Origin of the sequence: Flavobacterium sp. KMS (assembly GCF_000813005.1) — a bacterium.
Lineage (GTDB): Bacteria > Bacteroidota > Bacteroidia > Flavobacteriales > Flavobacteriaceae > Flavobacterium.
Genome location: NZ_JSYP01000002.1, coordinates 181,605 through 201,978 on the forward strand (window position 1 = coordinate 181,605; position 20,374 = coordinate 201,978).

The 20,374-nt window shown below is 32.2% G+C and carries 14 protein-coding genes; 6 read left to right on the forward strand and 8 right to left on the reverse strand.

What is annotated here, in order from left to right; all coding sequences use genetic code 11:
- Together OA93_RS03535 and OA93_RS03540 are read right to left on the reverse strand one after the other, a co-directional pair.
- Positions 1-1,362, reverse strand: a complete 1,362-nt coding sequence (locus OA93_RS03535) for a Mur ligase family protein (protein WP_039111752.1) — start codon at positions 1,360-1,362, stop codon at positions 1-3.
- Between the two features lie 45 nt (positions 1,363-1,407).
- Positions 1,408-2,103: a tetratricopeptide repeat protein gene (locus tag OA93_RS03540; protein ID WP_039111753.1), complete on the reverse strand. Its 696-nt coding sequence runs from the start codon at positions 2,101-2,103 to the stop codon at positions 1,408-1,410.
- Between the two features lie 120 nt (positions 2,104-2,223).
- Here OA93_RS03540 and OA93_RS24020 point away from each other — a divergent pair, with 120 nt between their 5' ends.
- On the forward strand, positions 2,224-8,526 hold the full coding sequence (locus OA93_RS24020; protein ID WP_052259367.1) for an MG2 domain-containing protein: 6,303 nt from the start codon (positions 2,224-2,226) through the stop codon (positions 8,524-8,526).
- Positions 8,527-8,594: 68 nt separating this feature from the next.
- Here OA93_RS24020 and OA93_RS03550 read toward each other — a convergent pair whose 3' ends face one another.
- A complete protein-coding gene (locus OA93_RS03550; protein WP_039111754.1) occupies positions 8,595-10,739 on the reverse strand; it encodes a S46 family peptidase in 2,145 nt (714 codons plus the stop codon).
- 260 nt (positions 10,740-10,999) lie between these two features.
- Here OA93_RS03550 and OA93_RS03555 point away from each other — a divergent pair, with 260 nt between their 5' ends.
- Positions 11,000-11,530, forward strand: coding sequence for an outer membrane beta-barrel protein (locus tag OA93_RS03555; RefSeq protein WP_039111755.1), 531 nt, complete (start codon positions 11,000-11,002; stop codon positions 11,528-11,530).
- 74 nt (positions 11,531-11,604) lie between these two features.
- Here OA93_RS03555 and obgE read toward each other — a convergent pair whose 3' ends face one another.
- The 4 genes from obgE to hpt all read right to left on the reverse strand — a co-directional run bounded on the left by obgE (position 11,605) and on the right by hpt (position 15,253).
- Positions 11,605-12,606, reverse strand: coding sequence for a GTPase ObgE (obgE, locus tag OA93_RS03560; RefSeq protein ID WP_039111756.1), 1,002 nt, complete (start codon positions 12,604-12,606; stop codon positions 11,605-11,607).
- Positions 12,607-12,684: 78 nt separating this feature from the next.
- A complete protein-coding gene (locus OA93_RS03565; protein WP_082001760.1) occupies positions 12,685-13,959 on the reverse strand; it encodes a hemolysin family protein in 1,275 nt (424 codons plus the stop codon).
- Between the two features lie 99 nt (positions 13,960-14,058).
- The gene (locus tag OA93_RS03570; protein ID WP_039111758.1) at positions 14,059-14,631 is read right to left on the reverse strand and encodes an adenylate kinase; all 573 of its coding nucleotides are present in this window, start codon (positions 14,629-14,631) and stop codon (positions 14,059-14,061) included.
- Between the two features lie 91 nt (positions 14,632-14,722).
- The gene (hpt, locus tag OA93_RS03575; protein ID WP_039111759.1) at positions 14,723-15,253 is read right to left on the reverse strand and encodes a hypoxanthine phosphoribosyltransferase; all 531 of its coding nucleotides are present in this window, start codon (positions 15,251-15,253) and stop codon (positions 14,723-14,725) included.
- Positions 15,254-15,428: 175 nt separating this feature from the next.
- Here hpt and OA93_RS03580 point away from each other — a divergent pair, with 175 nt between their 5' ends.
- The 4 genes from OA93_RS03580 (at position 15,429) to purE (ending at position 19,381) form a co-directional block, all read left to right on the forward strand.
- Positions 15,429-16,703 carry a sorbosone dehydrogenase family protein gene (locus OA93_RS03580; protein WP_039111760.1) on the forward strand — a complete coding sequence of 425 codons (1,275 nt, stop codon included), beginning with the start codon at positions 15,429-15,431 and terminating at the stop codon, positions 16,701-16,703.
- Between the two features lie 79 nt (positions 16,704-16,782).
- Positions 16,783-17,328: a hypothetical protein gene (locus OA93_RS03585; protein ID WP_039111761.1), complete on the forward strand. Its 546-nt coding sequence runs from the start codon at positions 16,783-16,785 to the stop codon at positions 17,326-17,328.
- 54 nt (positions 17,329-17,382) lie between these two features.
- Complete coding sequence (locus tag OA93_RS03590; RefSeq protein ID WP_039111762.1) at positions 17,383-18,531, forward strand: 5-(carboxyamino)imidazole ribonucleotide synthase; 1,149 nt, start codon at positions 17,383-17,385, stop codon at positions 18,529-18,531.
- A gap of 364 nt (positions 18,532-18,895) precedes the next feature.
- Positions 18,896-19,381, forward strand: a complete 486-nt coding sequence (gene purE / locus OA93_RS03595) for a 5-(carboxyamino)imidazole ribonucleotide mutase (protein ID WP_039111763.1) — start codon at positions 18,896-18,898, stop codon at positions 19,379-19,381.
- 142 nt (positions 19,382-19,523) lie between these two features.
- On the opposite strand, the gene OA93_RS03600 is transcribed toward purE, so the two are convergent.
- Positions 19,524-20,192, reverse strand: a complete 669-nt coding sequence (locus OA93_RS03600) for a hypothetical protein (protein ID WP_039111764.1) — start codon at positions 20,190-20,192, stop codon at positions 19,524-19,526.
- Positions 20,193-20,374 lie beyond the last annotated feature (182 nt).

Sequence of the window (20,374 nt, forward strand, 5' to 3'; positions counted from 1 at the left end):
TTATAATATTGTAATTAATCCTTTTACATCATCAAAGTTCAATCCTCCATAATTCCCAGAACTCATTAATAACAATGCCGAATTTTCTAAATCTAAATTGAATAAGTAATCTTTAAAATCTTTTGGATTCGTGTAAATAATCAAGTCTTTACGATTAAAGGCTATAGCAATTTGTTCGTAAGTAACTTCTTCTAATTGCTTTATTTTTACTGCATCTGGCGAATAAAAAACAACAGCAACATCTGCATATTCTAAAGCCCCTTCATATTCTTTTAAGAAGTCAGCATTTAAACTACTATACGTATGCAACTCTAAACAAGCTACTAATTTACGATTTGGGTATTGTTCTTTTACTGCTTTTGTTGTTGCTGCAACTTTGCTTGGCGAATGTGCAAAATCTTTATAAGCTACTCTATTCTTTGCCTCTGCTATTTTTTCTAATCGTTTAGATGCACCTTTAAAACTAGCAATTGCTTCATAAAAATCGGCTTCATCTACACCCATATTTTGGCAAATCCATTTTGCACCAGCTAAATTATTTAAGTTGTGAGCTCCAAAAACTTCTATTGGCATATTACCTTCAGGCGTTTCAAGAAGTGTTACTCCGTCGCTTACTGTATAATTTGGTGTATGATATGGTAATTTTCTAATTGGGTTCGTAGCAGCTTCTGCCACACGTTTCACTTCAGAGTCGTCTTCGTTATAAACCAATATCCCACCGTTTGTAATTTTTTCAATAAAAATCTCAAACTGTTCTACATAGTTCTCATAAGTAGGAAAAACATTGATATGATCCCAAGCAATTCCCGAAATCAAAGCAATGTTAGGTTGATATAAATGAAACTTAGGTCTTCTATCTATTGGTGAGGATAAGTACTCATCTCCTTCCAAAACCATAAAATCATTCTCTTCGGTAAGATGCACCATAGTATCAAATCCTTCTAATTGTGCTCCAACCATATAATCGACCTCGATATTATGATAATGCATTACGTGCAAAATCATCGAAGTAATTGTCGTTTTTCCGTGAGAACCACCAATAACAACACGTGTTTTATTCTTAGATTGTTCGTATAAAAACTCTGGATAAGAATAAATTTTCAATCCTAATTCCTGAGCTTTTAGTAATTCTGGATTATCTGCCTTAGCGTGCATTCCCAAAATTACTGCCTCGATATCTGAAGTAATTTTTTCAGGAAACCAACCCATTTCCAGAGGTAAGATTCCTTTTTTCTCCAAGCGTGATTTCGAAGGTTCAAAAATTGCATCATCACTTCCTGTAACTTGATATCCTTTATTGTGTAATGCTAATGCCAGATTGTGCATTGCACTCCCACCTATGGCGATAAAATGTGTTCTCATTTTAGTTTGTTCGGTTATTCGTTTATTTATTATTTGGTCAATTAGTTAATGTTGATTCTGTTTGTATTCTTCCAAAATTGTTTTGGCCTTTTCAGGTTGATTCATTTTTTTCTGATACAAATTGGCAAGCATTAGATAACTGGCTTTTGATTTACTTACAATAATGGCATGTTTATATTGTCGTTCTGCATCCGAATATCTTTTAAAATATTCATCAATATGTCCTCTTGACAAATAGCCATCTATCGGTGAAAGCTTTAACAATTCTTCCGAATATTTTATAGCTTTAGTTTGACTTCCTCCAGCAATTCCTGGCAGTTGCAAATTTAATTCTATTAATGCCCAACGTGCTTCTATATGTTTAGGATTAAGTACAATTGCTTTTTCAAATGAACCTCTTACTTCATCTATCATTCCAAAAGCCTTAAATTTACTTACACCAAGTGCTTTCATCCCTAAAGCCGCTCCATATTTATAAAAATAGTTAGCTCCGGATGGATTAAGCTGTTTTAACTTTTTATAATACCCAACAGCCTGATCCCATTCTTTAGTATGAGTAGCTATATCCCCTAGATATTCAATTGTTTTTAAATCAGATGGTTTTTCCTTTAAAACTGATTCAAAAAGTGTTTTAGCTTTATCAAATTTTTGCGCTTCAAATAACTTTTGTGCTTTCTCAAAACTAGATTGCGACCATATTAAGGTCGGAAGCAAAAGAAAGACAATTATTATTTGTTTCATTCTTCAAAAATAGTGGAAATATAAAACGTATCATTTCTTTTTAAGTATAAATTAGTAATTTGTACGAGATTTATTTTCAATACTACATCAATTTTTTAAAATAATACTAAACCCGTTTTTATGAAGAATATCTATTTTGTCTTATTACTAATTTCTACCTCACTATTTGGGCAACAATATGAAAAAAACTGGAATAAAGTAATTGAAAATGAAAAACTCGGCAAAATAAAAACCGCCAATCAAATTGTTTCAAAAATTTACAAAAAGGCTGTAGCCAATAAAGACGAAGTACAAATTATAAAATGCTTTTTTTATAACTCAAAATACCTGCAAGTTGTTGACGAAAATGCTAAATCAAAAATTTTTAATAACTTAAAATCTGAAATAAATCGAGCTTCAATCCCATCAAAAGCAATTCTGAATTTAGTTTATGCTAAATGTTTGAATGATTATTCTAATTACGGTTATGATGTTGTAGAAGACACCTCTATAGTTACGGCAGTAGACACCATAGCTGTAATCGATATGCCAGAATCGATTGATTCTAATGTCATTCTATCTTCTGAAAAAGAAATCGATGCTCTTTATGAAAAAACGTTAGAAAACGAAGCAATTTTAAAAGCAACTCCTTTAAAAAATTATCAGGCTATTTTTAATTTTTTAACCTCAGAAAAACTAGAAACCGAGAACTTATATAATTACCTACTTAAAGAAAACATTGCATTTTATGCGCAACAAATAGAGATATGGGCAATTGAAGAGAATGAAATTAGTAAATACAAAAACGAACTTTTAGGAAACTCAGAAGCTTTTTTAAAACTTGATTTAACTTCTATAAAAGATGAAGAGCTCAGAAAAGTGCTCTCTTTATATCAGAAACTAGAATTAAATAGCCCATCCCCAGAAAATCAATTTGATCGCATTATATACTACAGTAAATTTCTGCCAGAATCTAACGATGATCTAGCAAAGTCATTAAATGAGCTTCTACAACATTCGAACGACATAATTCTTACTCAAAAAATTTCATTAAGAAAAGGTGAAATTCTAATTAACCAAGCTTCAAAAGAACGACATCCAGATAATAACATTCAAGCAATAAAAATATTTGACGAGATAATAAAAACTAATGATCAAACTAATACAGCAAAAGAAGCTTTATACCTAAAACAAAGAGTTTCATCAAAATCATTAACTGTTGAACTTCTAAAATACAGCTATAAAGATGAAAATACCAGAGCTTTTATTACTTACAAGAATATTGACAATTTAAATGTGTCCTTTTATAAAATAGACCAACAAAAGACAAAAGAACTTACGAATTCATATTTTCAGCGAGATAGTTTGGCCAACGCTATCATAAAAAAACAAAATAAAATTGCAACAAGAAATTATCAACTTCAAAACAAACACGATTATTTTGAATACACAACCGAAGTACTTTTACCTAAATTAGAAACAGGGAAATATTTAGTCTATTTTGAAAGTGACTCTAATTTAAAAGATAAAAAAGCATTTGCGTTTGAAACCATAACTATTTCAAACCTTAGTATTCTAGCAAACCAAGAAGACGATAAAGAGAACTTTCAAGTTTTTGACCGAAAAACAGGTAAACCTTTAGAGAATGTAACTATAAAATCTTCTCACTATACTATTAAAACAAACTCTAACGGAGCAGCTTCTTATACCAGAACAAGTAGCTACAATTACGATGAGAGCATTGAATTTTCTTTAGATAATGATACTCTTGTAACTGAGAAAGAATACATACAACTCATACAGCAATACTCAGAGAACAAAGATAATAGCCTTAAAGGTAAAGTTGAGTTTTACTTAGACAGAGCTATTTATCGTCCAGGACAAACCGTTTACTATAAAGGAATTGCGATTAAGAAACAAGATAACAAAACAAGTATCGTAGCTAATACTTCCTTCAATATCACTATTAAAGATCCCAATTATCAAACTTTCAAAGAGTTTCAAATAACTACAAATGAGTTTGGTTCATTTTCTGGGGAATTTACTGTACCTAAAAATGGATTAACTGGTAATTTTAACATTTATGCAGATAAGCCTGAAGATTATACCAAAGGAGATATTTATTTTAACAACAAACCGAATGCTTCTTTTTGGGACAATCTGAAAATTGAAAATTCAAGAGCCACTTTTAGTGTTGAAGAATACAAACGTCCAAAATTCAAAGTAGATTTTGAGCCTAAAAAAGGAAGCTTCCAAGTTAATCAGTCTATCAAAATTAACGGAAGCGCCAAAGCATTTGCTGGGAGTAACATTTCTGATGCAAAAGTGACTTATACTGTTAATAGATTCACGAGTTATTTTAGAAATTATTACGGACAAGAACAGAATGAAACTATTACTAGCGGAGAAACCAAAACTGATGCTTCAGGAAATTTTATAATTGAATTTATTGCACAGCCTTCTAAAAATGCAATAAAAGAACAACTCCCTATTTTTAATTATGAAATAACTGCTAATGTTACAGATATTAATGGCGAAACACATACATCTGAGACAATTATAAAAGTAGGTTATCATGATTTAATTATCAATGCAATTATTGCTAATCAAATTGAAACAAAAAACAAAAATAAAATTACACTTACAAGTACAAACTTAAACGGGGAATTTTTAGCGACTAAAGGAGAAATTAAAATGTATTTCGTAAGTCCTTTTTCAAACAAATTCAAAAAAGCAGTGTGGCCAGAACCTGAAATTGAAACCATTTCAACATCAGATTTTGAGAAGTTATTTCCATTTGAAATTCGCGAAATTAAGATTAGCGATAAACCAAATGAAGTTTTAGTGTACTCAAAAAAAATAGACACTCAAAAAGACAAAGAAGTAGCACTTGATTTTATGACAAATTATAAATCAGGAAACTACAAAATTGTTTTTTCTGCAAAAGATACTTTTAATAATCCTATAGAGTCTGTTTCAACATTTGAAGTCAAACAAAGCAAAGACAGATTCAATCCGAGTAAATTATTTACAGCAGAACAAATTAATATCGACCCCAAAAAAGATGGTTTTGTAGATGTCAAATTTACTTCTGTAATTCCTGATTTATATATCACTACAAATGGAAACTATGAAGATCAAAAATATTTTGAAAATACTTTTCATTTACAAAACAACGAAGTAATAATTAGAATTCCATTAAAGAAAGAATTCAGAAAATCTATTCGTTTACTTTTTGAAAGTATTTTTGAAAACGAAACTTTCAAGGATGACATAGATGTAGCACTAAAAGAAGATGAATCTAAATTAGAGTGGATTGTCGAAAGTTTTAGAAACAAAATCGAACCTGGAAGCAATGAAAAGTGGTCTTTTAAACTAAAATCCATTAATACTAAAAATGAAGCAGAAGTACTGGCTTCTATGTACGACAGTTCATTAGATCAATTTACTAAAAGAGATTGGAATACTTTAAAATTAAACACATACTATTATAACCGATCTAATTTTAAATCTCGTTTAGGTTTTGAAAAAACAAATTCTACATTAGAAGATTTGAATGAATCCCAACCCTTTGAAAACTCTCGTAATGAAGAAACGGAATTAAACTGGTTTGGTTTTAACATTAATACTAGCAGCTATTATGATTCTATTGGCGGGTATTTTGTAGATATTAAAGATAAAAAAGTTGGCAGTGAAAATATCAAAGGAGATCCTGACGCAGTACTAGCTGTAGAATCCAATAACAACATATCAACCATAGAAATTCCAAGAGTCGATAAAGTAAAATTTGTAAAACCTGTTAGTGCAAAAGCAGAAGAATCAGTTAACGAAGAATACTATTTTCAAACTAATAAAGTTAAATTTATTCCAGGGAAAAAAATTATAAGTGGTCTAACTTCTATGGTAGTCGATGCATCCACGTTATACATAATTGATGGGGAAATATCATCTGAAAATAATTTCAAAAAAATAAATCCAGATAACCTTCTAGATATAGAGTTCTTAACTGCAAACAAAGCAATTGCTCTTTACGGAAGCAAAGCTGCCAATGGTGCAATAATTATTACGACAAAAAATGCTCTAGAAGAACTAACAAAAGTAAAAGCAAGAAAAAATCTATCAGAAACTGCTTTCTTTTACCCTAATTTAAGAACTGATACCAGCGGTAAGCTAAGCTTTAACTTTACTTCTCCTGAAGCTTTAACAGCTTGGAAACTTCGATTAATGGCACATAATAAAGATGCTGTTTCAGGTTATCTAGAAAAAACAGTGATTACACAAAAAGAATTAATGGTTTTGCCAAATTTTCCGAGGTTCTTCAGAGAAAAAGACACTATTGTTATCAGTACAAAAATAGCTAACGTTACCGGAGAAGCTAAAACCGGAATTGCCGTTTTACAGTTTTTTGACGCTGTAACCATGCAACCTATTGATGCCAAAATGCTAAACGCAAAAAACATCCGAAACTTTACAATTCCTGCATTTGGCAATACAACTGCAAGTTGGACCGTTTCAATTCCTCAAGGTGTACAAGGTGTACAATATAAAATTCTAGCCAAATCAGGTAATTTCTCTGATGGTGAAGAAAACATACTCCCAGTTTTAACTAATAATATGTTGGTTACTGAAAGTATCCCTATTTGGGTTCGAGAGAATTCAGCCAAAGAATATACGTTTGAGAATCTAAAAAACAACACTTCTACAACTCTAAAAAATCACCAACTTACATTAGAATATACTTCTAATCCTGCTTGGATTGCGATTCAGTCTTTGCCCTATTTAATGGAATATGAACATGAATGTGCCGAACAAACTTTTGCACGTTTTTATGCGAATTCTTTGGCATCAGAAATTATATCGAGTAATCCGAAGATAGCAACTGTTTTTGAAAATTGGAGGAAGAACGGAAAACTGAATTCGAAATTAGAAGAAAACGAAGAGCTAAAATCAATTATTCTAGCAGAAACTCCTTGGTTAAATGATGCACAAAGCGAAGACGAAAAGAAAAAAAATATGGCACTTTTATTTGATTTAGAAAAAATGAAAGCTTCGCAAGAAGCTACTTTTGATAAATTAAAACAAAAACAAGGAGCATCTGGAGGATTCTCATGGTTTGACGGAAGTGATGAAAGCGAGTATATTACAAGACATATTTTGGCAGGTTTAGGTCATCTATCTAAATTGAACAAAACAGAAAATAATGATGATAAAATTGATGCTATTGCCAAAACTGGAATTCCGTTTTTAGATAACAAATTTTTCCAGTATTATAAAATCCAGGCTAAAAACTTAAAAGCATCCAATAAACTAATCTGGACTAATCCTTATTCTGATTTACATTATCTCTATACCAGAAGTTTTTATTTGGATAATTATCCTCTATCAGACACTTTGAAAAAAGCAACTAAATTGTATCTAGAAACAGCCAAAAAAGATTGGCTAAAATATTCTCTTTACGAAAAAGGATTAGCAGCTTTAACCCTAAATCGTTTCGGAGAAAGTGAAACTGCTAAAAAAATTATTGAGAGTTTAAAAGAATCAGCTTCTAACAATGAAGATTGGGGAATGCATTGGATCTCTAACAAAGCGGGATGGTATTGGTATCAAGCACCTATAGAAACTCAAGCTTTATTAATTGAGGCCTTCGCCGAAGTAAATCACGATACCAAATCTGTTGATGCGATGAAAGTCTGGCTATTAAAAAATAAGCAAACCAAAAACTGGCCATCAACAAAATCGACTACTGAAGCTATTTATGCTTTATTAATGCAAGGCAATGATTGGTTAAGTGTAAAAGACAATACCGTTATAAAAATTGGAGACGAAAAAATCCTAACAAAAAAGTTAACCGAAAACGAAAAAGAAGCTGCAACTGGTTATATCAAACTCAACTGGAAAGCTGATGAAGTAAAAAAAGAAATGGCCTCTATAAAAATCGAGAACAAATCTAAAGTTCCAGGTTTTGGAGGCGCGTACTGGCAATATTTTGAAGATTTAGACAAAATTAAAACCAACCCAAATACAGCTTTATCGGTTTCTAAAGAATTATATATAAGAACAAAGGCTGTTGGCGGAGATCAATTACAGAAAATCACAACAAAATCTCCTTTAAAAATAGGTGATTTAATTACGGTAAGATTAATCATTTCGTCCAAAGAAGATATGGAATTTGTTCATTTAAAAGACATGAGAGCTTCTTGTTTTGAACCTGTAAATGTTCTTTCAGAATACAAATACAAAGATAGATTAGGATATTATATGAGTACAAAAGATGCCGCAACACATTTTTTCTTTGATCGAATAAACAAAGGAACGTATGTAATAGAATATGACATTAGAGTAAATAATGGTGGTAACTTCTCAAACGGAATTACTACAATCGAAAGTATGTATGCTCCAGAATATTCAAACCATACCAAAGGGATAAGAGTAAATATAAAATAAGTAAAGAACAACAAAAAACCCCATCTCATATAAACTGAGATGGGGTTTTGTAATTTTAGAAACTACTATTATTTCACAATTGTCATTTCATCAACAATGTGTTTAGCTCCTGCATATTTATCGATAATCCAAAGTACATAACGAATATCAACATTGATAGTTCTTTGTAATTTAGGATCAAAAATAACATCTCCAGCCATAGCTTCGATATTACCATCAAAAGCAACACCTATTAATTCTCCTTTTCCGTTAAGAACTGGTGAACCTGAATTTCCTCCTGTAATATCATTATCTGTTAAGAAGTTTACCGGCATGTATCCAGCTTTGTCTGCATACTGACCAAAGTCTTTTGCTTTGTTCAATTCTAATAATCTAGCTGGTAAGTCAAATTCCTGATCTCCTGCTTTATACTTTTTAACCATTCCGGCCATTGTAGTATAATTATTGATTTTAGCATCGTTTCTCTTATCTTCTGGCAAAGCACGAACTTTTCCGTAAGTTAATCTTAAAGTAGAGTTTGCATCTGGATATTTAATTGTGTTTAATTTAGACACTCTTAAACCTTCTACAAGTTCACGGTAAGCAATTGCAAAACTATCATCAGCTTTTAATTGTCCGTCTGTTTTAGTACGGTATTTAGTTAGCAAATCATTAGAGATAATATACAACGGATCGTGTACAATCGCTAATGGTTTTGGATCAGCCATAAATGCTAATACTTTATCTTTAGTTGTAAAATAACTTATTTCAGTAGCTTTTGCAACATCTGCAGTAAAATCACCATTATTTTCTGATTTCATTTTAGCTATTTGTGGAGCTAAACCATACTCAGCAGCTTTTGCAGCATATAAATTCAATTGAGCTGTTAACACATCTTTTTCAAGCGGTGCATAAAACTCCCCATAAACACTTTCGATCAAAGCATTAATCTTAGGTAACATTTCTGCTTTTTTAGCATCATTTTCCTTGTAATATGCAATTAATGCATTTCCTAAATTTGCAGGTCCTGTAGCATAGCTAGAAGTACGCAAAAGTTGTGTTAAGTAATTATCGTGAGTCGCTTTTAAATTAGTTTCTCTATAATAACCATTAATAGTAGGAATTACATTTTCGTATTTTTCTTTATTCTCTGGTTTAGTTGCCCATTCGTAGAACTTATCTTCTTGTTCTGTTTTTGTAGCTACTGTTCCTGCTTTTGTTAAAGCATCGATCATACCTTGACGGTTTTTCCAGTAGTTTGCTGTCGAAGCATATTTAGACGCATATTGCAAACGAACTGTTGCATCTTTGTCCATATACTTTTTCATTTGGTCCATTCCAGTTTTTGCACCTTCAACCCAAGCAGGGTAAGCATACTTAATGTTTTGCTCAATTCCACCAGCTGGCATCCAACGGTTTGTTCTTCCTGGATAACCTAAGATCATAGCAAAATCATTCTCTTTAACACCTTTTAAACTTACAGGTAAGTAATGTTTAGGCTGTAAAGGCACATTGTCTTTAGAATATTCTGCAGGATTTCCATTTTTATCAGCATATACTCTAAACATAGAGAAATCTCCCGTATGACGTGGCCATTCCCAGTTATCAGTATCTCCTCCAAATTTTCCAACACTTTCAGGTGGTGTTCCTACTAAACGTACATCTTTGTAATCTTGGTATACAAAATAGTAGTATTCATTTCCTTGAAAGAATGGACGAACTGAAACAGTATATTTTCCTCCTTCATTATTTTCTTTCTCGATTAAAGCGATTTCTTGTTGAATAACTTTGTTTCTTTCAGCTTCAGTCATTTTATCATCTACTTTAGATAAAATTCTTTTAGAAACATCATCCATACGAACGAAGAAACGAACATATAATGATTTTGGTTTCATTTCGGCACTTTTATCTTTTGCCCAAAAACCATTTTTTAAGTAATTCTGTTCTTCAGTAGAAAGTTCTGCAATAGCATCATATCCACAGTGGTGGTTTGTTAACACTAAACCGTTTTTAGAAACGATTTCGGCAGTACATCCTCCGTTAAACTGAACTATAGCATCTTTCAAACTATGGTTGTTGATACTGTAGATTTCTTCGGATGTAAGTTGTAAGCCCATCTTCTGCATATCTCTATGGTTTAATCTCTCGATAAACATCAAGAACCACATTCCTTCATCTGCTCTCACAGGAAAAGCCATAAGGCACATTGTCAAAAATAAAATTATTTTTTTCATACGTATTAAATATTTTTAGTTCTGCGAATATAGTGCATTTTCACAATTAAACATCTAACCACAATCCTTAAAATAAACATATCAATCAAATCCTACCTAATATTTATGAATTTCGCAGAATCAAAAACAATTCTATCTTCATATATTCATTTTATTTCATAATTAAATATGTAATAAATAATTTATTAAAAATAAATTACTCATAATCAATTTCTTATAAAAAAATCTATACTTTTGCATAAATTAAATTTATATTAGAGATGAAAAAATTACTATTATGTATTGCTTTAGTTGTTTCTGCAATGGCTACAGCACAAAAAGGTTCAATCCTTGTAGGAGGAAATGTTGGATATTCTTCTGATAAAGTTGGAGAAGCTAAAAAAGAATCTTTTGAATTCTCTCCAAGATTCGGTTATCAGTTTTCTGAAAACTGGACTGCAGGAGTAGATGCTACTATTGGAAGTATTCATAATGACCTTGCTGACAATTCTGACAATCAGAAAATTGGAGCATTTGTTCGTTACTCTAGACCATTAAACGAAACGTTTGCAATTTTTGCTGACATAGGATCTGGTTACCAACAAAACTCTATAAATGATGCAAAAGGAATGTACGCTTACATTACTCCAGCTTTATTCATAAACATGAAAAGAGGTTTTGGTTTAAATTTCTCTATAGGAGGTCTTAACTATGACAACATTGATGGAAAAAATGACCCAAGACAAGAACGTATTGGATTCAATTTTGGAAAAACAATGAACATTGGTATTTCTAAAAACTTCAGTTTGTAAAAACACCTTGCCCCATAAAATAAAAAACCACCAATTGGTGGTTTTTTTATTTTATGATATTTCCGTTACAGATATTAATCATTCAACATTTTCCACAATTTATCTTTCAATTCTGATAGTCCCTGCTGCGCAACAGAAGATATAAACATATATGGTATATCTTTAAAAGCAACATCAAGCTCAACCTTTAGCTCAGCTTTAAGCTCATCATCCAGCATATCGCATTTAGATATTACTAACAAACGCTCTTTATCTAGCATTTCAGGATTATACTTTGTCAATTCATTAACCAAGATATCGTACTCTGCTTTAATGTCTGGCGTATCTACAGGAACAAGAAACAATAAAGTCGAGTTACGTTCTATATGTCGCAGGAAATAATGACCTAAACCTTTTCCTTCTGCAGCACCCTCTATAATTCCAGGAATATCAGCAATTACAAAAGATTGAAAATCTCTATAAGCTACAATTCCTAAATTTGGTTTTAATGTAGTAAACGGATAATCTGCAATTTTAGGTTTTGCAGATGTTAATACTGATAATAAAGTAGATTTTCCAGCATTAGGAAAACCAACTAATCCTACATCAGCAAGAACTTTAAGCTCCAAGATTACATCCATTTCTACACCTGGTAAACCTGGTTGTGCATATCTAGGCGTTTGGTTTGTTGAACTTCTAAAATGCCAGTTCCCTAAACCACCTTTTCCTCCTCTTGAAAGGATTTGTTTTTCTCCGTGTTCAGTAATTTCAAACAAGGTTTCGCCTGTTTCTTTATCTTTTACAACCGTTCCTAACGGCACTTCAATAAATTTATCATCACCATCTGCTCCTGTACTTCTGTCACCTCCACCGTCTCCACCGTGTCCAGCTTTAATATGACGAGCAAACTTTAAATGAAACAAAGTCCAAAGTCCTTTATTCCCAACTAAAAAAACATGACCTCCACGACCACCATCTCCACCATCTGGACCACCTTTTTCAATAAACTTCTCTCTATGTAAATGCGTAGAACCTTTTCCTCCTTTACCGGAAGAAACAAATATTTTAACGTAATCTACAAAATTTCCCTCTGTCATATTTCTTAGTATTCAGTCGCAGTTACAGTTTTCAGCGCAAACTACGACTGAAAACTGTAACTGAAAACTATTTTAATGTTAACCTTTTAATGCTTTTATTAATACTTTATCAATCTTTACGCCATCCATATCGATGACTTCCAACTCAAACTTTTGCCAAATTAATTTCTCTCCTTCTTTAGGGATACGAGATAATTCAGTCATTATTAAACCACTTACTGTTGTAACTTCATAATCATTAATTAATTCATCTAACTCGAAATAAGTTAGGAAATCATGCAATGAATAATGTCCATCAACCAACCAAGTTCCATCTTCTCTTTCTATTAACTGAAATTCGTCTTTATAAAAATCGGCAGCGTCTCCTACAAGAGCTTCCAGAATATCATTTAATGTTATAATCCCTTGGAAAATTCCATATTCATCAGAAACGAAAGCATAATGTATTCCCGTTTTCTTAAAATTCTCTAATGCTTTATAAGCCGTCGTCTGCTCCATTATAAAAGGAGCTTCGGTCATTATAGAAGCTAAACTGAAATCTTCTTTTTCAATATTGGCAAAAATTGTTTTCAAATTAACAACTCCCGAAATATCATCATAGTTCTCTGTATAAACAGGATAAATGGAGTGTAAATCTTCTAGAATTAATTCTTTTACACGCTGTTTATCTGAATTTAATGGCAAAAAAACCACTGATTTTCTATGCGTCATTAACGAGTTAACTTTTCTATCACCGATATGAAAAACACGTTCCACAATATCTTGTTCTATCTCCTGTACTTCACCACCCTCTGTACCTTCTTTAATAATAGCTTTTATTTCTTCTTCGGTAACTTTACCATCGGCAGTAGGTTTTATTTGCAAAACATTCAATAAAAAATCTGTCGAGTTGGTCAACAACCAAATAAACGGAGCCGTAATAATCGAAATAATCTTCATTGGCAAAGCCACCGCTTTAGCAATAGCTTCAGGATGATTCAACCCAATTCTTTTAGGCAACAACTCACCCAAAACAAGAGAAAAGAAAGTTAAAACTACAACTACAATCCCTACAGCAACAGAATGCGCATAAGGTTGAAAAACTTCAAATTTGCTAACAAAAGCCTCAACATCCATCGTGATTTTATCACCACTATAAATACCGGTCAAAATCCCTATTAAGGTAATTCCGATTTGTACAGTAGATAAAAACTTATTTGGGGAATTAGCTAAATCAAGAGCAATTTTAGCGCTTTTATTTCCTTTTTTGGCTGCTGTCTCTAATCTATTCTTCCTTGCCGAAATCAATGCGATCTCCGACATTGAGAAAACCCCATTTAAAATTATTAGAAAAAATATTATTAGTATCTCCATTTTTATATTTAAACATTTAAAGTTTAAAGCCTAAAATTTGCCCAAATAAATATTACTTAGGCAAATTTCAAACCTTAAACTTTAAACTATTTTCTTTTATTACAAATTATCAATTACACTTGTCAAACGCTCAGTTATTTCTTCAATAGATCCGATACCGTTTACAGCGTGGAATTTATTTTGTTCTTTATAATACCCTATTAATGGAGCAGTTTTCTCATTATATTCCTGATATCTTACACGAATTTTTTCTTCGTCCTGATCATCAGCTCTACCACTAGTTTTTCCTCTTTCTAATAAACGCGCTACCAGAATTTCATCATCAGCTTCTAAAGCGATTGTAGCAGTTACACTAGATCCAATTGTTGGCAAAAATTTATCCAAAGCTCTTGCTTGATCTAATGTTCTTGGATAACCGTCAAACAAAAATCCTTCAGTATCTGGATGTTTATTCACTTCATCTATTAACATTGCAGTAGTAACTTCGCAAGGAACTAATTCACCATTGTCCATAAAAACTCTTGCTTTCTTACCTAAATCTGTATCATTTTTTAAATTAAAGCGAAAAATATCTCCTGTTGAAAGATGCGTTAATTTATATTTTTCTTTTAAAAATTCTGCCTGAGTACCTTTTCCTGCTCCAGGTTTTCCAAATAAAACAATATTAATCATAGTTTGTGTGTTGTGTCGTACTTCCTTTTTTATTTTTAAAGAAGTTTAAAGTGAATAGTTAATTTATAATTCTTTGGTTTTTGGTTCTAGTTTATTCTGCTAATTTATATACCTCTCCCAAATTTCTTCCCAAACCATCGTAGTCTAAACCGTAACCAACAATAAATTTGTTTGGAATTCGAATTCCGATATAATCAATCTTAATATCTTTTTTATAGGCTTCTGGCTTAAAGAACAAAGTAGCAATTTTTAAATGCTTCACATTTTGTTTTTTAAACATCTCTTTAAGTTCAACTAAGGTATTCCCAGTATCAACAATATCCTCAATGATAATTACTGTTCTCCCTGTTAAATCTTGATTTAAACCTATTAATTGCTTTACATCATGAGTAGTTTCTGTTCCTTCATAAGAAGCCATTTTTATAAAAGTAACCTCGCAGTGTTTTTTATATTTTTTCAAAAAATCGGCAACAACCATAAAAGAGCCATTTAGCACACCAATAAAAATTGGAATTTCATCTCCAAAATCATCTTGTACCTGAGCTACCATTTTAGTAATTGCAAAATCAATTTCTTTAGCCGAAATAAACGGAACAAATTGTTTATCGTGAAGTTGTATCATTATTTTTTACATTTAAAATAATGCGCAAAGATACAGAATTACAACCAAAATGTAAGTAACAAATATACAGTGTATACATTTTTTTTCTGAATGTTAAATATTTACAAATCATTCTTTAAAAACACGCATTAATTCGGTAAATTGTTACCCCATAACATCTTAACCATAAACTATAATGAAAACTACCTCCCAAATACTCTCAATATCATTATTAATGTTAGTGACAGCTTGTATTGGACAAGCAAAACAAGAAGAAAAAAAAGCGACAACAAATCAATCTGGAAACATTGTAAAAACGGCAGTTGGAGAAATCACATTACCTCTTCCCTACGCCACCGAATCTAAAACAAATAGTAGTAAAGTTATCAAATGGCCCGAAGGAAAAACTCCAATAGCACCTCAGGGTTTTACGGTAACAAAATTTGCCGACGGTTTCGATAATCCCCGTTGGACCTATATTGCGCCTAACAATGATATTTTTGTAGTAGAAAGCGGAACGAGAACTAGCAAAAATCAAATTACAATTTTTAGAGATTCTGATAAAGACAGAAAATTTGAAACCCGCGAAGTTTTTCTTAAAAATCTCAACAAACCATTTGGGATGTTAGTTCTTAAAGATTTTTTTTATGTAGCCAATACAGATGGATTGTATCGTTATCCTTATAAAAATAATCCTTTAAAATTAGAATCCCAAGGAGAAAAAATCCTTGAACTCCCTGCTGGCGGTTACAACAATCACTGGACAAGAAATTTAATTGCAAATGCCGATGGAACAAAAATCTACATTTCTGTAGGTTCAGGAAGCAACAATGGAGAAAACGGAATGGATAAAGAAATACGCCGAGCAAATATTCTAGAAATTAATCCTGATGGAACTGGCGAAAAAATTTATGCAGCCGGACTAAGAAATCCAGTAGGAATGGATTGGAATCCCGTGAATAATGAACTTTGGACTGCTGTTAATGAACGTGATGATTTAGGCGACGATTTAGTTCCTGACTATATTACAAGCGTCAAACTAAATGGATTTTATGGCTGGCCTTATTCTTATTATGGCAACATTCCAGACCCTAGAATGAAAGGCGCAGATAAAGATTTAGCCGCCAAAGCAATTGTACCTGATGTTTCTGTTGGTGCACACACCGCTTCTTTAGGATTGGCATTTTACAATAAAGATAGTTTTCCTGCAAAATACAAAAACGGAATTTTCGTAGGTCAACATGGCTCTTGGAACCGAGCAAAAATAGCAGGTTATAAAGTTGTTTTTGTTCCTTTCGTTAACGGAAAGCCTTCTGGAAAACCTGAAGATTTTTTAACTGGTTTTGTAGCTAGCGAAGACAAAGCAGAAGTTTACGGACGTCCCGTGGCAGTTACTGTCATGAAAGACGGATCACTTCTTGTAAATGATGATAGCGGAAATACGATATGGAAAGTAACTGCAAATAAATAAGATTTCATAATAGGCAGTGTTGCTTAAAAATTAAATTACCTATTTTTAGATGCTCAATTCCAAATAAAAAATAAAATCAATGTCCTCTGAATTACAAAAAAATCTTGATTACGTAAATGCTTACAGAGAAAACAGACTTAAAGGGGCGCAAACTATTTTGGAAAATCCTGATTATTTCCCCGAATTAATTTCAATTTGCTTCGATATTAATGACAAACACACACACAAAGCCTGCTGGATTTTAGAATTTGTATCTTATGAAAAACTCGAATGGCTACAACCTCATCTTGATTTTTTTTGTTCGAATCTAAAAAATTTAAAAGATGAAAGTTCCATACGCCCTATTGCCAAAATCTGTCAACTTTTGATTATTTCTCATTATAAAAAAACAGATATTACACTTTCTGAAACTCAACTTCAGGATATTATCGAAACTAGTTTTGATTGGTTAATTACCGATACCAAAGTAGCAGCAAAAGCCTACTCTATGCGAACTTTACACATATTAGGAAAGTATTACGACTGGATTCATCCCGAATTGCAAATTATCTTAACTAAGGATTATGCAAATCATACCGCTGCATATAAAGCAGTTGCAAGAGAGGTTCTTAAGAAAATAAAATAGCATTTTCCTATTCAATCATTATAAAGTATCTTTGCGCATCACAAACACACAACAATGAATTATTTTTCTTCTGATTTTAAATTAGGAATCTTAGGCGGTGGACAATTAGGCAAAATGCTACTTTTTGACACTCGCAAATTTGACATACAAACCTCTGTTTTAGACCCAAGCGATGAAGCTCCTAGCAAAATTGCCTGTAATAAATTCTTTCAAGGGGATTTAATGGACTTTGAAACTGTTTACAATTTTGGAAAACAAGTAGATGTCTTGACTTTCGAAATCGAACTTGTAAACCTCGAAGCGCTAGAAAAACTAGAAAATGAAGGCGTAAAAGTATACCCTTCGCCAAAAACCTTAAAAGGAATTCAGAATAAAGGAATCCAAAAAGATTTTTACATTAAAAATAATATTCCTACTGCTCCATTTGAAAGATTTGAAAATCTGGAAAGTTTAAAAGCTAAAATTCAAGATTTAAAATTGCCTTTTGTATGGAAATGTACTGAGTTTGGTTATGATGGAAATGGTGTAAAAGTTATTCGTCAAACATCAGATTTAGATAATCTACCAAATGTAGAATGTATTGCCGAGACTATGGTTCCGTTCAAGAATGAACTTGCTGTTATCGTTTGTCGCAATCCATCGGGAGAAATAAAAACATATCCTGTTGTCGAAATGGAATTTCATCCAGAAGCAAATCAGGTTGAATATGTAATATGTCCTGCACGAATCGACGAAAAAGTAGCTCAGAAAGCAAGAGCGATTGCGCTTAATGTTTCGGAGAAATTTAATCATGTTGGTCTTTTGGCAGTTGAAATGTTCCAAACGCAAGATGATGAAATCTTGGTAAACGAAGTTGCTCCTCGCCCACACAATTCTGGTCATTATTCTATCGAAGCAAGTTATACTTCACAATTCGAAAACCACTTACGCGCCATCTTGGATCTTCCGTTAGGAAATACTGATAGTAAAGTAGCAGGAGTTATGGTAAACTTAGTTGGAGCCGAAGGATTTTCTGGAGATGTAGTTTATCAAAACATCGAAACCATTTTAGGATGGAATGGTGTTACACCACATATATATGGCAAAAAACAGACTCGTCCTTTCAGAAAAATGGGTCACGTAACAATCGTAAATGAAGATATGGCAGTAGCCAGAAAAATTGCTGAAGACGTTAAGAACACAATAAAAGTAATCAGTATATAGTTTTCAGTCTCGGTCGCAGTTTTCAGTCACAGTGAAAACCTGAAACAAAACAAGAAAACAGTTATAATCTTGATTTAATTAAAATGGATTTTATAGAATTAGTAAGCAATCTTTTAAATTTATCTGCCCCTTCAAACTTGTTTAAAATTCATTTTGAAAGATTCACAGATAAAAATGAATATTTAGGTGAACGAATAAAAAGCTTCCTTTCATTTACAATATTGACATTGTTTTCTATTGTATTCATTTTAGCAATTACATTTTTGATTTATAAATTATTAAAACTCCTTTAAACAAAATAACTTTTCAGTCACAGCGAAAACCTGAAACTTTAAACCTGAAACAAAACAACAAAAATAAAAACATGAGTAAAGTAGCCATTATAATGGGAAGTATCTCTGACATGCCTGTCATGCAAGATGCCATCGACATATTAAAACAATTTAATATTGAAACCGAGGTAGATATCGTTTCGGCACACAGAACGCCGGAAAAATTATTCGATTTCAGTAAAAATGCGCACACTCGTGGAATCTCGGTAATTATTGCGGGAGCTGGAGGCGCTGCACATTTACCAGGAATGGTTGCTTCTATGTCGCCACTTCCTGTAATTGGAGTTCCTGTAAAATCAAGCAATTCTATTGACGGTTGGGATTCAGTTTTATCGATTCTTCAAATGCCGGGCGGAGTTCCTGTTGCAACTGTAGCTCTGAACGGAGCAAAAAATGCCGGAATTCTTGCAGCACAAATTATCGGAAGTCACGACAAAAAAGTTCTTGATACAATTATCGCATACAAAGAAGAACTAAAAGCAGCGGTTAATAAAGCGGCTGAAGGTTTGAAAAAGTAAAATTATTCCGCAGAGATACACAAAGAAAAGACGCAGAGATTCACCGAGCTTTTTCACATTTTAGTGAAGAAAAACTTTGTGAATCTTTGCGTCTTTTCTTTAGCGAGTCTTTGTGAAACAAAAACTTATTTATAATCTGAAATTACGCTTCGTCTTCAATTTCCTCCAGAACAGACTCAAATTCATATTCAGTTATATCTTCTTTATTTATCCAGTTTTCTGAAGTAACGAGATTATAATTTACATTATCTTCTGTTGTCAATTCCCAAACAATAGCTGCTGCTTCTGGAAATGGAATATTTTGAGACATTTGATCTTCAAACAATCTCTTAATAAGATTTCTATCAGACAAACCATTATTCAATAATTTCAGTACGTTTTCGGCTGTCAACTTTTGTGCTTCACCATCAGTTGGTGTCATAGAGAAATGAACAACAGAAGCTTTTGCATTTGGAAATTTTCCGTTGTATGCTTTAAAAAGCAGCTGATTGATGTGAAACAAAGTTCCTTGCATATCTATTTCTGGATATTCTTCACAAACCTTGTCAATTAACATATTGTGCGATATCTGTTCGATTTGCCCTTCGCTTAATCGATCACTAAATTTATATTCCAAAACTATTTCGGCTGCTTCGTTAGGCTCGTAATCGGAGATAGCCATTTCTAATAATTCTGGCAAACTACTTTTCTCTGCCGCTGCACCATCTGGATAGTTGAATTTTTCTAATAACTGAATAAAATCTTCATCAGTCCAATATCCTTCTACTTCATTAACCGTATCTATTCTCTTTATTGCAATTTGATAATTCATCGTTTTTCTATGTTTACAATTTCTAATTAGTATTTTATAATTCTAATCGTATTTTTTCAATTTACGCTTTTAAAAACGTGCACAGAAATAAATAACATATCTATAACACAATTTAAGAGGATTTTATGCCGAGAATCGATTCTGTTTAGATGATTAGATTTTTATAAATTGCTATCTTTGAG